12 protein-coding genes and 1 pseudogene are annotated in these 14,941 nt (G+C 68.7%); 3 read left to right on the forward strand and 10 right to left on the reverse strand.

The window, feature by feature from the left end; translation table 11 throughout:
* Positions 1-239: 239 nt before the first annotated feature.
* Positions 240-1,583, forward strand: a complete 1,344-nt coding sequence (locus tag ACFVBH_RS19420) for a TIGR01777 family oxidoreductase (protein WP_379003084.1) — start codon at positions 240-242, stop codon at positions 1,581-1,583.
* 303 nt (positions 1,584-1,886) lie between these two features.
* Here the strand turns inward: ACFVBH_RS19420 and katG are convergent, their stop codons facing one another.
* The 5 genes from katG to ACFVBH_RS19445 all read right to left on the reverse strand — a co-directional run bounded on the left by katG (position 1,887) and on the right by ACFVBH_RS19445 (position 8,465).
* Positions 1,887-4,097: a catalase/peroxidase HPI gene (gene katG, locus ACFVBH_RS19425; protein ID WP_379003086.1), complete on the reverse strand. Its 2,211-nt coding sequence runs from the start codon at positions 4,095-4,097 to the stop codon at positions 1,887-1,889.
* A gap of 35 nt (positions 4,098-4,132) precedes the next feature.
* Positions 4,133-4,576 (reverse strand): Fur family transcriptional regulator, encoded by a 444-nt coding sequence (locus ACFVBH_RS19430; RefSeq protein WP_354988454.1) that lies wholly within the window; start codon positions 4,574-4,576, stop codon positions 4,133-4,135.
* 151 nt (positions 4,577-4,727) lie between these two features.
* On the reverse strand, positions 4,728-5,768 hold the full coding sequence (locus ACFVBH_RS19435; protein WP_354988453.1) for an NAD(P)-dependent alcohol dehydrogenase: 1,041 nt from the start codon (positions 5,766-5,768) through the stop codon (positions 4,728-4,730).
* Positions 5,769-5,892: 124 nt separating this feature from the next.
* Complete coding sequence (locus ACFVBH_RS19440) at positions 5,893-6,549, reverse strand: hypothetical protein (RefSeq protein WP_379003091.1); 657 nt, start codon at positions 6,547-6,549, stop codon at positions 5,893-5,895.
* Positions 6,550-7,277: 728 nt separating this feature from the next.
* A complete protein-coding gene (locus ACFVBH_RS19445) occupies positions 7,278-8,465 on the reverse strand; it encodes an alcohol dehydrogenase catalytic domain-containing protein (RefSeq protein WP_379003093.1) in 1,188 nt (395 codons plus the stop codon).
* Between the two features lie 195 nt (positions 8,466-8,660).
* Here ACFVBH_RS19445 and ACFVBH_RS19450 point away from each other — a divergent pair, with 195 nt between their 5' ends.
* Positions 8,661-9,953, forward strand: a complete 1,293-nt coding sequence (locus ACFVBH_RS19450; protein WP_379003095.1) for an FAD-dependent oxidoreductase — start codon at positions 8,661-8,663, stop codon at positions 9,951-9,953.
* Between the two features lie 59 nt (positions 9,954-10,012).
* On the opposite strand, the pseudogene ACFVBH_RS19455 reads toward ACFVBH_RS19450, so the two are convergent.
* The 4 genes and pseudogenes from ACFVBH_RS19455 to ACFVBH_RS19470 all read right to left on the reverse strand — a co-directional run.
* A pseudogene (locus tag ACFVBH_RS19455) lies at positions 10,013-10,210 on the reverse strand (glutamate-cysteine ligase family protein); the annotation flags it as partial.
* Positions 10,211-10,256: 46 nt separating this feature from the next.
* Positions 10,257-11,081: a SigB/SigF/SigG family RNA polymerase sigma factor gene (locus tag ACFVBH_RS19460; RefSeq protein ID WP_379003097.1), complete on the reverse strand. Its 825-nt coding sequence runs from the start codon at positions 11,079-11,081 to the stop codon at positions 10,257-10,259.
* A gap of 232 nt (positions 11,082-11,313) precedes the next feature.
* Complete coding sequence (locus ACFVBH_RS19465; RefSeq protein WP_379003099.1) at positions 11,314-11,784, reverse strand: DUF4383 domain-containing protein; 471 nt, start codon at positions 11,782-11,784, stop codon at positions 11,314-11,316.
* Positions 11,785-12,077: 293 nt separating this feature from the next.
* Positions 12,078-12,986, reverse strand: coding sequence for a helix-turn-helix domain-containing protein (locus tag ACFVBH_RS19470; RefSeq protein ID WP_379003101.1), 909 nt, complete (start codon positions 12,984-12,986; stop codon positions 12,078-12,080).
* A gap of 329 nt (positions 12,987-13,315) precedes the next feature.
* Here ACFVBH_RS19470 and ACFVBH_RS19475 point away from each other — a divergent pair, with 329 nt between their 5' ends.
* Positions 13,316-14,146 carry a SigB/SigF/SigG family RNA polymerase sigma factor gene (locus tag ACFVBH_RS19475; RefSeq protein ID WP_379003103.1) on the forward strand — a complete coding sequence of 277 codons (831 nt, stop codon included), beginning with the start codon at positions 13,316-13,318 and terminating at the stop codon, positions 14,144-14,146.
* A gap of 126 nt (positions 14,147-14,272) precedes the next feature.
* Here ACFVBH_RS19475 and ACFVBH_RS19480 read toward each other — a convergent pair whose 3' ends face one another.
* The gene (locus ACFVBH_RS19480; protein WP_354988444.1) at positions 14,273-14,908 is read right to left on the reverse strand and encodes a TetR/AcrR family transcriptional regulator; all 636 of its coding nucleotides are present in this window, start codon (positions 14,906-14,908) and stop codon (positions 14,273-14,275) included.
* Positions 14,909-14,941: the final 33 nt, after the last annotated feature.

Raw genomic sequence — 14,941 nt, forward strand, 5'->3', positions numbered from 1 at the left:
CCGGAACACCGCCGCCACCAGATCACCGCTGGCCACGGCCCCGCGCGGCCGGTGCGGCGCGTGGCGGTTTCACGCCGCGACGAACAGCGCCGGAAGCTGGACCGGGCGCGAAACACTCGGGCCGATCAGGTCGTGCCGGGCACGATCAGCTCGCGCGTCCGCACCCGATCCCCCGGCAGCGTGCGGCACGAACGATGCACATTCGTTGCAATCGGTGGATTCGCGCCTACAGTCGAGTCATGGGCATTCAACGTTCCAGCGTGGTCGACGCGCCGGTGGCCGAAGTGTTCGACTGGTTCTCGCGGCCCGGGGCCTTCACCCGGCTGGTGCCGCCGTGGCAACCGATGACCTTGATCTCGGAGGCGGAGTCCCTCGCCGACGGCCGGGCCGTCCTGGGACTACCCGGGGGGCTGCGGTGGGTCGCACAGCACGATCGCGCCGCCTACGATCCGCCGCACCGGTTCGCGGACGCCGTCGCGGTGGCGGGAGCGGCGTCGGTTCCGGCGGGAATCGCGGTGCGCTGGCGGCACATTCACGAGTTCGAGGCCGTGGACGCGACGCACACGCGGGTGATCGACCGGGTCGAGACGCCCATCCCGGGTGCCGCGCTCGAGTCCACCTTCGACTACCGCCACCGGCAGCTGGCCGGGGATCTGGCCGCACACCAGCGGGCGGCGCGGCAGGGCTTCACGCGCGCGACGATCGCCATCACGGGCGCGTCGGGGCTGGTCGGTTCCGCGCTGGCGGCGTTCCTGAGCACCGGCGGGCACACCGTGATCCGTTTGGTGCGCCACGCACCGGAGCACACGGGCGAACGGCAATGGGACACCGCCGATCCCGCGCCCGGACTGCTGGACGGGGTCGACGCCGTCGTGCATCTGGCCGGCGCGTCGATCGCCGGGCGCTTCACCGACCAGCACCGGAAAGCCATCCGGGACAGCAGGATCGAGCCCACCCGGCGCTTGGCCGAGCTCGCCGGTCGCGCGGGCGTGGAGACCTTCGTGAGCGCGTCCGCCATCGGCTACTACGGCTACGACCGCGGCGACGACGTGCTCACCGAGGGCTCCACCCGCGGCGACGGCTTCCTGGCCGACGTGGTCGCGGACTGGGAGGACGCCACCGAACCCGCCGCCGAGGCCGGCGCCCGCGTGGTGCGGGTCCGGACCGGCATCGTGCAGTCCCCCCGCGGCGGCACCCTGCGCCTGCTGCGTCCGCTGTTCGCGCTCGGGCTGGGCGGGCGGATCGGCGACGGCCGCCAGTGGCTGCCGTGGATCGGCATCGATGATCTCGTCGACGTGTATCACCGTGCGCTCTGGGATGATTCGCTGTCCGGCCCGGTCAACGCGGTGAGCCCGAACCCGGTCCGCAACAGCGAGTACACCGCCACGCTGGCGAACGTGCTGCACCGGCCCGCGTTCCTGCCGGTCCCGACGTTCGGCCCGGCGCTGCTCCTGGGCGAACAGGGCGCACGGGAACTCGCGGCGGCCAGCCAGCGGGTGATTCCGGAACGGCTACTGAAGGCCGAGCACTCTTTCCGCACAACGGATTTGGATCCCGCTCTGCGCCACCTGCTCGGCAAATAGGGCACGACTCGCCAGGGCGCCCACCACGACATCCGCTGGACACGGTGCGAGGCTGTTCGGCGGTCTCCTGCCGAATCCACCGGATACACGGTGGGCGTCCCTCCGGGCCACCCGGGAGCACCCGGATTCCACGCTCGCATCCGCGCACTCGCGGATGGCGCGGGAACATCGGTCCGCCGGTGCCGCCGCGGGCATCCGGCCCGCCGTCAGCGGATCCCGCTTCCGCGCGACGCGGCAACACCGCTGCGGCACAGCGGAACCCGGGCCGGCCCGTAGCGGAGCCGGCCCGGGTTCCGGTGTCGATCAGGCCAGGTCGAAGCGGTCGCTGTCGACGACCTTGACCCACGCGGCGACGAAGTCGTTCACGAACTTCGCGCCCGAGTCCGCCTGCGCGTACACCTCGGAGATCGCCCGCAGCTGCGAGTGCGAACCGAAGACGAGGTCGTTGGCGGTGGCGGTCCAGACCGCCTTGCCCGAGCGCGAGTCGACGCCCTCGTAGACGTTCTCCGCGGTCTCGGAGGCCTTCCACTCGGTGCCCTGGTTCAGCAGGTTGACGAAGAAGTCGTTCGTCAGCGTGCCCGGGCGGTCGGTGAAGACGCCGTGCTCGGCCCCGCCGTAGTTGGCGCCCAGCACACGCAGGCCGCCGACCAGCACCGTCAGCTCCGGAGCGGTGACATCGAGCAGGTACGCCTTCTCGAGCAGCAGGCGCTCGAGCGGCGCCTTCTCCCCGGGGCGCACGTAGTTGCGGAAGCCGTCCGCGCGGGGCTCGAGCACCGCGAAGGACTCGACGTCGGTGTTCTCCTGCGAGGCGTCGGTGCGGCCCGGGTGGAACGGCACGGTGACGTCGTGACCGGCGTCCTTGGCCGCCTTCTCCACGGCGGCGGTGCCGGCCAGGACGATCAGGTCGGCGAGCGAAACCTGCTTGCCCGCACCGGCATTGAACTCCTGCTGGATCTGCTCGAGCACCGGCAGCACCGCGGCGAGCTCGGCGGGTTCGTTGACCTCCCAGCTCTTCTGCGGCTCGAGCCGCAGCCGCGCGCCGTTCGCGCCACCGCGCTTGTCGGTGCTGCGGAAGCTCGACGCCGCGGCCCACGTGGTCTTGACCAGCTGCGCGACCGACAGCCCGGACTCGAGGATCTTGGCCTTGAGCGCGGCGATGTCCTGCTCACCGATCAGTTCGTGATCGACGGCCGGCACCGGGTCCTGCCACAGCTGCGCCTCGGGCACCCACGGGCCCAGGTAGCGGCTGACCGGACCGAGGTCGCGGTGCAGCAGCTTGTACCAGGCCTTGGCGAACGCCTCGGAGAGCTCCTCGGGATGGTCGAGCCAGCGCCGGGTGATGGCGGCGTACGCCGGGTCCTCGCGCAGGGCCAGGTCCGAGGTCAGCATGGTGGGCGTGCGCGCGGGACCGCCGAACGGGTCCGGGATGCTGCCCGCGCCCGCGCCGTCCTTCGGCCGCCACTGGTGCGCGCCGGCCGGGCTCTTGAACAGCTCCCACTCGTAGCCGTACAGGTTCTGCAGGAAGCCGTTGCCCCACTGGGTCGGGGTGGAGGTCCACACGACCTCGAGGCCGCTGGTGATGGCGTCCTTGCCCTTGCCGGTGCCGTAGGCGCTCTTCCAGCCCAGGCCCTGCTGTTCGATCGAGGCGGCCTCGGGCTCGGCCCCGACCAGCGCGGCATCGCCGGCGCCGTGGGTCTTGCCGAAGCTGTGCCCGCCGACGATCAGCGCGGCGGTCTCCTCGTCGTTCATCGCCATGCGGCCGAACGTTTCCCGGATGTCGCGCGCGGAGGCCACGGGATCCGGCTGGCCGTTGGGGCCCTCCGGGTTCACGTAGATCAGGCCCATCTGCACCGCGCCGAGCGGTCCGGCCAGTTCGCGGTCGCCGCTGTAGCGTTCGTCGCCGAGCCAGGTGTCCTCTTCGCCCCAGAAGATCTCTTCCGGCTCCCAGATGTCGGGGCGGCCGAAAGCGAAGCCGAAGGTCTGGAATCCCATGGAGTCCAGGGCCACGTTGCCGGCGAAGACGAGCAGGTCGGCCCAGGAGATGGCGTTGCCGTACTTCTGCTTGACCGGCCACAGCAGGCGGCGGGCCTTGTCCAGGTTGGCGTTGTCGGGCCAGCTGTTGAGCGGGGCGAAACGCTGCGCGCCCTGACCGCCGCCGCCGCGTCCGTCGGCGATGCGGTAGGTGCCGGCGGCATGCCAGCTCAGGCGGATGAACAGGCCGCCGTAGTTGCCGTAGTCCGCGGGCCACCAGTCCTGCGAGTCGGTCAGGACCGCGGCGACATCGGCCTTGAGGGCGTCGACGTCGAGGGTGGCGAACGCCTTGGCGTAGTCGAAGTCCGCGCCGAGCGGGTTCGACTTGGACGAATGCGCGTGCAGCACCGAGAGATCGATCTGCTCGGGCCACCAGTCCTTGTTGGTGCGCGGGCGGTGATCGGTCTTGGCGGTCGGCGAGGGGATCGCCGGGTTCTCGCTCTCGCTGGTGCTACCGGCGCCAACTGGGCATTCGGAGGTCACAGTGTTCCTTCCTGATGGTGTATTGCGGGCTGCAATCAAGTAGTAGCTGAATCGGGTTGTGCCGCAGCACAATCGGGACACAGTCCCCAGTAGATGACCTCGGCTTCGTCGATGGCGAAGCCGTGGTCGTCCGACGCGGTGAGACAGGGGGCCGGGCCCACCGCGCAATCGACGTCGGCGATCGACCCGCACGCCCGGCACACGACGTGGTGGTGGTTGTCGCCGACGCGGGCCTCGTACCGCGCCACCAGGCCCGACGGTTGGATGCAGCGCACCAGCCCGGCCGCGGTGAGCGTGCGCAGGGAGTCGTATACGGCCTGGTGAGAGACCACGGACAGGTGTGCACGCACGGCCCGGATGATCGTGTCCGTGTCGGCGTGCGGTTGGTTGTGCACAGCGCTCAGCACGGCCACGCGTGGAGCTGTCACGCGCAGCGAAACTCCTCGCAACTGCTCTTGGAATTCCGTGACCGTGGGCACGCCCGCCAGTCTGTCCAGCTTTCTGGAATGAGTCAAGCATTTGATTCACGCCACGCCAGAACCCGCACCGACACGCCCGGTTATCCGCGAGCGCGGGCGAAACCGCAAGGGCCGCTTCCGCCCGCCGGGAATCGGCGGCCCGCGGGCGGACTCAGGGCACGATGACCGCTCGCCCGTGCAGCGAGCCCGCGGACAGCCGCCGATAGGCTTCGGGCGCGTCGTCCAGACTGAACCGTTCGACCGCGATGTCGAGCACGCCCTCGTGGGCCAGGTCGATGAGTTCGATCAGTTCGCTGCGCGATCCCCAGTACGGCGCGGTGACCGCGGACTCGTACGGGCTGATGCCGAAACCCACTCGCGCCGCGGACTTTCCGTCACCGAGGCCGACGATCGTGACGTCGGAGTCGATCCCCGCGACGGCCATCGCGGTGTCGACGGTCGGCTGGTATCCGACGAAGTCGAGCACCAGGCTCGCCCCGCCCGCGCCGGTGATCTTGCGGACGTTCTCGGCCGCGTGCGCGTCGGACAGCACGGCTTCGTGCGCGCCCACCGATTTGGCGAAGTCGAGCTTGTCGTCGCTGACATCGAGCGCGATGACCCGCGCGGGCGACAGATGCCTCAGCAACTGAATGGCAACATGTCCGAGACCGCCGCTCCCGATGACCACGGCCCAGCTCCCCGGCCGCAGCTTGTGCAGCGACCGCTTGATGGCGTGGTACGGCGTGAGCCCGGCGTCGGTGAGCGGAACGGTCGCCACCGGATCGAGGTCGCCGATGGGAACGAGGTGCCGCGCCGAATCCACGATCAGGTATTCCGCGATGGCGCCCGGCGCGCCCAGCCCCGGCGGGAAAATTCCCAGTTCGGCCGCGCGGGAACAGTAGTTCTCGAGACCCTGCGCACAGAACCAGCACACCCCGCATCCCCACGGCCCGTACACCACGACGTTGGTGCCGACGTCGATCCCCTGCACTCCCGCACCCAGTTTCGCGACCCGCCCCGCGCCTTCGTGCCCGAGGGTCAGCGGCAAGGGAAAGCTCAGCATCTCCTTCGGCATGGACATGACGAAGTCGTCGGAATGGCACACGCCCGCGGCGGTGACTTCGAGCAATACCTGACCCGGCCCCGGCTCGGGCGTGGGCACCTCACGCACCTGCGGTTCCGCACCGACTTCGACGTATTGCAGAGCCTTCACAGCGCTTCCTCTCGGTCGGGGACATGACGCGCGAAGAATGTCACCGGCGAACCAATGGCTATCTGACAGCAAACCATAGTGGGCCGGGGAGGTCCATCGGATCCCGTCGCCCGGATTCGGACGATCAGGCCGCGTCGGATTCGATGAGCGACATATCGAGAGCCGGGTCGTCGAGCCGATCTCCGGCGATGATTCGATCCAGGACGGCGGTGACCGTCGAGGCCGAGGCGGGAATGATCGTGGTTCGCGCGCCGGCGTGTGCGAGGTAGCGGCCGTCGCAGGCGATATCGAGCCAGTCCAGGGTTGCGCTGGGGCCTGGGGTCGCGGCGATCGGAGTGCTGTCGATGGTGACCCTGCCACCGCCGATTCGCGGTGCGTCGAGCAACGCCCGGGTGGTCGCGGCATCGTCGGTCCTGGGCCGCTGCCCGCGATGCACCGCCGGCATTGCGTACGAGATGTGTTCGGCCAGTGCGGCATCGGGGCCCGACCACAGGCGTACGGTGCCGCGGTATCCGCCGCGTGCCTTCGAATCCTGCACCGCGAGTACGCTGCGATGTCCCGCCGTGCAGCCGCGCATGCGCACGCTGTGAATAGCGTCCGGGTGGTTGCCGTCGATCGTGACGCGCACCTCCGGCGCGGCGAGGACCCGCAGGGCCGCCGCCAGTTCCCGATCAGCCACGAGCGGCCTTGCCACGGGTGCTTCGGAACCGAGCCACAGCGGTTCGAGATCGTCTCCGATGCGCGCGCCGGCGAGCTCGCCGGGGTCGAGAATCCAATCCATGCTGTAGTCGTTCCTTTCTCGAATCACGGCCTTCGGACGCCACCGTCCCCGCACGACCGTATGGGCGGCAGGTAACGGGGCGACCTCGGCGGGCGTCCCGGGAGCCGGACCCAGCACAGAAATTGACCGGCAAATCGACACCGAAATTCGCGTTCGGCCGGATAGGCCCGCCGCCGGCCGCGCTCCTCACCCCCGCGCGTTGTTACCTCACCGTTGTGAAGTGCCTGGCGACGGCTCGTGCCCGGGCCGGCCCTGCGTGCGCGGTATCAGTCCCCATCCGCGTTGTCACCCGGCGCGTCCTGGTCACCGTCTTCGTGGCGCATCACTCTTTCCCACCACGAGGTGAATGGGCTCGGCTCCGGCCACGAGACATCGGGCCGAGGTCCGGAATCGGAATTCAGATCATGGGTTCGAACGGAACGAGAGCTGCGGTGCTTGTTCACGGTTCTACACACAACGTTTCTTATCTGGGGTGTTACCTAGCGTCCTCTGACACGGACGGCGAGCGAATCACTGAGACCTGTTCACGCGCCGGTTGCCCGATACCCCTCGTTCGAAACAACGAACTTCTTCCTGCGTCGCGACGCCGTGACTTCCGGGCATACGGGCGGCATCCGATCGCGGAACCATGTGGCTGTTGCCGATGCGGTGAAAGCCGCGGGCGACCGACGCACCACAATCACTGCCCGGAGTCCGGGGCCGGACCCAGGCAGCCAACGGCCTGCGGCTCAGGCGGCGGGGTCCAGGACGATCTTCACCGCGCCGTCGGCTTTGCGCTGGAAGATGTCGTACGCATGCGGCGCGTCTGTCAGCGGAAGTCGATGTGTGGCAAAGGTTTCGACACCGAGCGGATCATCGTCGCCCAGTAGCGGCATGATGTCCCCGGCCCAGCGTTTGACGTTGGCCTGCCCCATCCGCAGCTGGATCTGCTTGTCGAACAGCACCCGCATCGGCAGCGGGTCGAGCATTCCGCCGTACACGCCGACCAGGGAGATCGTGCCGCCCCGGCGCACGATGTCGATCGCGAGCAGCAGCGCCGCGAGGCGATCCACTCCGGCGGTGTCGATCATCCTGCGCGCCAGCGCATCCGGTAGTAGCCCGGCCGCGCGCTGGGCCGCCGAGGCGACGGGTGAGCCGTGTGCCTCCATCCCGACCGCGTCGATCACCGCATCGGTGCCACGACCCCGTGTGGCCTCGCGAACGATGTCCGCGATCGAGCCGTCGGCCGCGTTCATGTCGATGACCCGTACCCCGCGCTCAGCCGCTCGAGCCAGCCGCTCGGGGACCCGATCGACGCCGAAAACCTCGATTCCCCGGTGCAGCGCGATCCGGGCGGCCATGTCACCGATCGGCCCGAGACCCAGCACCGTGAGCGAACCACCGTCCGGAACAGCGGCGTACTCGACCGCCTGCCACGCGGTGGGCAGCACATCGGACAGATACAGGAATCGCGTGTCGTGCGGGCCGTGCGGCACCTTGATGTGGGTGAAGTCCGCGTGCGGAACGCGCAGATACTCCGCTTGCCCGCCGGGAACCTGGCCGTACAGCTTCGAGTAGCCGAAAAGCGCTGCTCCACTGCCTTGTTCGCGCACCTGAGTGGTCTCGCACTGGGTCATCAGACCCTCATCGCACATGAAACAGCGACCGCAGCTGATCTGGAAGGGCACCACCACACGATCGCCGACCGCCAGGGTGCCCGCCTCCGTGCCGACTTCCTCCACGACCCCGATCGTCTCGTGCCCCAGCACATCGCCCTCGCTCATGAACGCGCCGAGCACCTCGTACAGATGTAGGTCCGACCCGCAGATCGCGGTCGAGGTGACCCGGATGATCGCATCCGATGGGGACTCGATCATCGGATCGGGGACCAGATCGACCGATACCTTGCGCTTGCCCTGCCACGTGACCGCTCTCATGGGTGCCTCCCGCACATATTCGGATTCGCTTCACACGAGCTGCGCCTACCCGCTGCCTCGATCGCCAATCGGGCAGCGCCCCGCCGGTGCCCGGAACACCGCTGAACGTCGGTGACGCCGATCGGTAGGCGGGAGGACCCGGACCGGAGTGTTTCGCACCCGCGAGCCCGGGCACCCGCGCCGCATGACGTCGTTATGGCTCCCAAGCTGAGCCTGCTGCAGGGAACCCATCTGTCGGAGATCGCCGCCAGACATTCCGACAGCTCCCTGCGCGCGTATCTCGAGGCCAATCGAGCCGGGCAGCGCTGGCTGTTGGAATTCTGCGCCGACCACGACATCGACGTGCAGCGCGAGGCGGCGTTCACCTACGCGGCCGCGCCGGAATCGAGAGCAGTCGTCGAGAGGGAGCTCGCGGCGTGTCGCACGGCGGGTCTGGAAGCCGACTGGGTGGACGAGGTGGAGCTGCCTTTTCCGACGTACGGCGCGGTGCGCGCCGGTGATCAGGCCCAGTTCGACCCGATGACGGTTCTGCACGGATTGGCCGCGCAGGCGCAACGGCACGGCGCGGTGATTTCCGAGAACACCCGCGTCACCGGCATCAGTGGGGACACCGTTCATACCGACCTCGGCGACCTCCACGCCGATTCCGTCGTTCTTGCCACGGGCACACCGATTCTCGACCGCGGCGCGTTCTTCGCCCGCCTCGAGGCACAGCGCTCGTATGCCCTCGCGTTCGAGGTGCCGGGGTCCATCCCCCACGGCATGTACCTGTCCGCGGACAGCCCCACGCGGTCTCTGCGCTCTGCGCCCACCTCCGCGGGCGAACTGCTGCTCGTCGGCGGCAACGGGCATCCGGTCGGCCGCGAACCCGAGACCGGTTCCAAGGTGGACGAACTCATCGAGTGGACTCGAACATACTGGCCTACAGCGCAATTGACACACAGCTGGTCTGCCCAGGACTACTCCTCGATCGATGCGCTGCCGTACGTCGGCCCACTGCTTCCGGGCAGTGACCGCATTCTCGTCGCCACGGGATACGCGAAGTGGGGCATGACGAATGGGGTCGCAGCGGCCCTCGCCCTCACCGGCCGCCTGCTCGGCGCCACCCCCGCGTGGGCGCCCGCGCTCGAGGCATGGCGCCCGAGAGAACTCGCCGGGCTCGTCTCCGCGCTCGCGGCCAACAGCAAGGTCGGGCTCGCCCTGGCCGGCGGCTGGGCGCGCGCGGAGCTCCACACCACCGGCGACGCGCCGCCCGAAGGCACCGGCTATGTCCACCGTGACGGGGTCCGGCCGGTCGCGACCTGCACTGTCGACGGCGATACCTCGACGGTCTCCGCGATCTGCCCGCACCTGTACGGCGTCGTGCGGTGGAACGACGCCGAGAAGTCGTGGGACTGTCCCCTGCACGGCTCGCGCTTCGCCGCCGACGGAAGCGTCCTGGAAGGACCCGCGACGCGGCCGCTGGCGTCCCGAGTGTTCGAGTACTGAGGGCACGGCCCGCCGAGCAGCGCCTCGGCCACCGATCCGACGATGCGGCTCGCGTACCCGGTCACGCTGCCCCGGTAGATCAGCGAGTTCGCGGTCAGCGCAAAATAGGCCGGCAGCCGGGGCCGCACGTGATTGCTCACCCGCACCGCGACGTCGCGGTCCGCGATCCCCACGTGCGCGTGGCAGCCGCACAGCCGAGCAACTCTGCGACTGTCGCCGCAGACGCGTCCATATCCCCGAGATGCCCGATGTGGCAAACCGCCGGCGATCGCTGCCTCGGGTGGACGACCTACCCGAGGACGATCACTCCGCCTCGGGAAGTGCCTGATGTCTGAGATCGGTGAGCGTCCTGCTGAGGATGCGCGAGACCTGCATCTGGGACACGCCCAGCGTCCCGGCTATCTCCAGCTGTGTCATCCCGCGGTAGAAGCGCAGGTGGAGCACGTGGCGGTCGCGTGCGGGTAACCGATCCAGCAACGGCCCGACGCTGAGGGATTCGTCGGTCAGCTGATAGCCGGAGTCGATTTCTCCCAGCGCGTCGGCCACCGAGGCCGTGTGCCGGTCCTCGCTCTCGTCGAAACCGGATTCGAGCGAATCGCAGGAGTAGGCGTTCGCCGCGATCATGGCCTGGGTGACTTCGAGCAGATCCACCCCGAGCTCCATCGCGATCTCGACGGCGGTGGGTGTGCGCGCGTTGCGGTGGGAGAGCTCCTCGATCGCCGATCCCAGCCTGCCCTGAATTTCCTTGGTGCGCCGCGGAACCCGCAGTGCCCAGGACTGGTCGCGGAAGTGGCGCCGCACCTCTCCCATCATGGTGGGTATCGCGAACGCGAGGAACGGGGTCCCGCGATAAGGGTCGTAGCGGTCGACCGAACCGATCAACCCGAGACTCGCGACCTGGAACAGATCGTCGTGGTACTGCCCGCGGCCGGAATACCGGCGGGCGATGTGGTCCGCCAGGGGCAGACAGCGCCGCAGGATCTCCGCCCGCAACCGTGTGTGCTCCGCTGTGTCCGCGGCCGAGTTCGCGAGTTCGAGCAGCAACGGCTCGATGTCGTCGTAGGAATTCGATCCATGCCGCCGCGAAGCGCTGGATAACGTGGGATCGAGAACGTTCTGGTCGGTCATGAGGAGACCTCCGCCCACGGCATCGGATCACCATGGGTTCGCTCGAGAGTTGAACGCGCCCAATCGCCTCGCCGCCCTTCGAGCATCTCAGTTCCCGGGCACGACGGTCAGTACCGCAAACGAACGATGTCACGGTGCGCTGGCCATAAAGCGAACTATCGGGCGGCCCCGGGCCGGGGGTCGCCCGTACGTTGTGCCCCGACGCTCGGCCTCGGGACACACATCGTTCCGGTCAGTAGCCGTGCGCCGAATGCGTGCCGGCCGCGAGGCCACCCGGCCCGTTTCGCACCATGCGGGGCAGGACCAGCCCGAGGGCGACCATGCCCGCGCCGAGGCCCAGGTGCAGCCAGTTGTCGGCGGTGTTGACCGGAACGAAGTTCGCGGCGCTGTCGTGGTCGATGACCAGGCCGTACAACCACAGCGCCAGGTAGACCACTCCGCCGCCGATCAAGAACGAACGCGAGGCCACGGCGGTGCGGGCGGCGAGCACCCCGGCTACGCCGAACAGCAGGTGCACGATGTTGTGCAGGATCGACACCTGGAACAGGCCGAGCAGTTTCGCGTCGGTGTGGTGTCCGGCGAAGGTCAGGGTATCGAAGTCGGTGGTGATGCCCGGAACGAATCCCAGGACGCCGACGACCAGGAATACTGCGCCGACCGCCAGGGAGCCGATCTGCAGGGGTGAGCGGGTTCGAGCACCCACGGGTGCTACGGGTTGCTGACTGTAAGTCATTGCGAGAACTTCACTTTCGAGTCGGGCGATGCCCTTGCATACGCCGCCTCCGTGCTGCGGTCGCGTTCGTCGATGAACGGCCGAACGCCCCGGCACGATCTGTCCGGCATGTGCCCATCAGCGTTGGCACGGGCCGTTTACCCGGCGCCTGTGGCCCCAAACGGCAAGTGGGAATCACGTTCCGCGGTCGTCCGGTTCGACCGCCGCCGCGCACCCGGGCAACGACTGCCGGACCTGCCCCGACTCGGGGCGTACACGGGCTGTCACTCGCGAGAGATGCGCTCCTGCAAAGTATTCAGAATCGAATCGAACGCCTGCACGGTGCCCGGCGGCGCCGAGGGTGCGTGCGAGGAATCCTCGATCAGTTGCGCGGCAAGGGCATCCACCGCGAGACCGGTCTCGCGCGAGCGCCGGCTCAGTATGGCGAACGCGTGGTCGGCATCCACGCCGTACACCCGCATGAGGATGCCTTTGGCCTGTTCGATGACGGCCCGGTCGTCCGTCTCATCATGGCTGTTCGCTTCGGGCACTTGGTTTTCGGACGTCACGGGCTCACCGTCCGAAGCGGGGCGCGATCGATCGGCCAGCGTAGTGTGCGGCGCACGCCCGTACCGCACCCGGTAGGCGACCGCGAAACGGCCGGGATGCGGGAAACCCCAGCCCATCGCCACCTCGCTGACCGTGGAACCGTCACCGGGACTGCGGTTCTCGAGTTCGGCGTGGGCGGCGTTCATGCGCATGTCTCGCAGGTAGGCCATGGGGGTGGTGTCGAACTCGTGGCGGAACGCCAACTGCAGCGCGCGGATCGAAACGTAGCCCGCGGCGGCGATATCGGCGACGTCGACCTCTTCGCGCAGATTGTCGGACATATACGCCACCGCGCGCCGGACCGGCTCGGCGGCCTGCCCCACCGCGGCGAGAATCTCGGCCGGGGTGGGATCACCCGGTAGTACGGCGTCCACACATGCGGCCACGTACGCCGCGCTCTGTTCGGTGAGACCGAGGGACGTCGTCATCGACTCGATGCTGTGCTGATGTGCGATCACCGCGCGCACCACCGCCACCGCGTCCAGATCCGGGGCCGGGCCGTCGTAGTCCGGATCGGTGACCTCCCGCAGGAAGCGTTCGATCAGAGCCGGGTCCCGGCCGTCGAAACTCGACTTCTCCCTCACCTCAGCACCTCCAGCGAACCGCCGACCGCGCTCACGCATCCACCACCGGTATCACCGGCCCGCGCTCGTGGGCAGCGGGCCCAATCCATATTCGCACGATGCCGAGGACCCGGACCACGGCGACCCACCGCCTCTCTCTGCTCCGTCCACGAAGTCGGCCTCCGCCGCGGCGCTTGCACTCACCTTCATCCAGTGCTAAATAATATCTCTACCAGATGGTAGAGATTATCTGGTCGACCAACTAGACAGAATGAGGTTTAGCGCCCACATCCCGGGGCACGGTGTCGGTGACGCCCTCCGCTTGCACCAACAACACCGAAAGTATCGACATGTCAACGGATCACGCACACGAGGCTGCCCGCACGACCAACAGCGGTGACTCCTACGACAACCTCGAACCCGCACTGCGCGAGCTCGCGGGCCTGGCCCCCGACGACCCGGCCCGCGCTCGACTGCGCGCGGAGATCATCGCCCGGGCGCTGCCGCTGGGCGAGCACATCGCGTCCCGCTACAACGCGCGCGGAGTGGAAAGGGAGGATCTCGTCCAGATCGCCGCGTGCGGGGTGGTGCTGGCGGTCGACCGGTTCGACCCGGCCCTGGGTTCACCGTTCCTGGGATTCGCGATTCCGACGGTGATGGGCGAGGTGAAACGGTACTTCCGCGACAGCACCTGGGCGGTGCGGGTACCGCGCCGGATCAAGGAAGTGCGCCAGCAGGTCGCCGCGGCCATCCCGGAACTCGCCCAGCGCCTGGACCGCGAACCCACCGCGCGCGAGCTCGCCGCCCACCTCGACACCGATCTGCACGAGATCACCCAAGCCCTGCTCGCCAACAACGGCTACGCCGCCCAATCGCTCGACGCGCGTACCCCCACCGACGACGGGGACGTGACGCCCGCCATCCCGGCCGACGCGCTGACCATCATCGAGGACGGATACGCGCTGATGGAGGACTCGATCACCATCGGCCCGCTGCTCTCGGCGCTCTCCGCCCAGGAACGCGCGATTCTCCAGATGCGCTTCGGGCGCGATCTGACCCAGGTCCAGATCGGGAAGGCCCTGGGGATCTCGCAGATGCAGGTGTCCCGGATCCTGGCCCGCACCCTGGCCACCCTGCGAGCACAGGCTTTGAACGAAGAGCACGCGACCCAGATCGCCTGACGACGCCCCCGAAGCCGAGCACGCCGGCGCGGGGCGGGCCGCGACGAGAGCGACACCAACCGGGAGGGTGCGTTCGACAACCTGCTGCCAGGGTTGCCCGCGCCGAGCCCGGCCCGGTCGGTCGCCTCAGGCGACGCTCGGACCACCCGCGCCGATCGCGGCGAGACACAGACGGGTGCACGCGGCCGCCAGTTCGGCCGCCGACTGCGTGGGCTCGCGGAGCCAGTCCTCCAGCACCATATTGACCCCGCCGACCACGAACAGCGCACTGCGGCGTACCTCCGCCGGGTCGGACAGGTCCGCGTCGATGAGGTCGGAACCGTAGTGCAGGACCAATTCCGTTATGAGGTCGTGCATTTCGATGCGATATTGCACCAGGGAACCGGCGGTGGCGACGTCGGACACCATGCGGTGCACGTGGCGGTCCCGGGTGAGGAGTTCGAAGAACGCGGTGAGCGCGGCCCGGAGTTTGGGTTCGAGACCACCGGGTGTCACCAGGCTCGTGGCGACCAGCAGCTCTGTCACCTGAGCTCGCACCTCGAGGGCGACTTCGCCGATCAGCGCCTCTCGATTGGGAAAGTGCTCATAGAAGTAGCGCGGGGTGAGCCCCGACGCGGCGCACACCCCGCGCACCGACACCTCGGCGACGCCCGACTCACCCCAGACCTGCCGCCCCGCGGCGAGCAGCTTGCTCCGGCGGTCGGCGCGGCGCGTTTCCGCACTGACTCCGCCGTAGTCACGCACTACATCCGATCTCGACATTGACATCACCATACCGCGAACCTACCTTTGGAA

This window comes from Nocardia sp. NPDC057668 (genome assembly GCF_042799795.1).
In the GTDB taxonomy this organism is placed as follows: domain Bacteria; phylum Actinomycetota; class Actinomycetes; order Mycobacteriales; family Mycobacteriaceae; genus Nocardia.

Bases quoted from the DNA above. Each gene is read 5' to 3' on its own strand.
- ACFVBH_RS19420 (WP_379003084.1), top strand. From the start codon at position 240: ATGGGCATTCAACGTTCCAGCGTGGTCGACGCGCCGGTGGCCGAAGTG.
- ACFVBH_RS19440 (WP_379003091.1), bottom strand. From the start codon at position 6,549: ATGGATTGGATTCTCGACCCCGGCGAGCTCGCCGGCGCGCGCATCGGA.
- ACFVBH_RS19445 (WP_379003093.1), bottom strand. From the start codon at position 8,465: ATGAGAGCGGTCACGTGGCAGGGCAAGCGCAAGGTATCGGTCGATCTG.
- ACFVBH_RS19450 (WP_379003095.1), top strand. From the start codon at position 8,661: ATGGCTCCCAAGCTGAGCCTGCTGCAGGGAACCCATCTGTCGGAGATC.
- ACFVBH_RS19460 (WP_379003097.1), bottom strand. From the start codon at position 11,081: ATGACCGACCAGAACGTTCTCGATCCCACGTTATCCAGCGCTTCGCGG.
- ACFVBH_RS19475 (WP_379003103.1), top strand. From the start codon at position 13,316: ATGTCAACGGATCACGCACACGAGGCTGCCCGCACGACCAACAGCGGT.
- ACFVBH_RS19480 (WP_354988444.1), bottom strand. From the start codon at position 14,908: ATGTCGAGATCGGATGTAGTGCGTGACTACGGCGGAGTCAGTGCGGAA.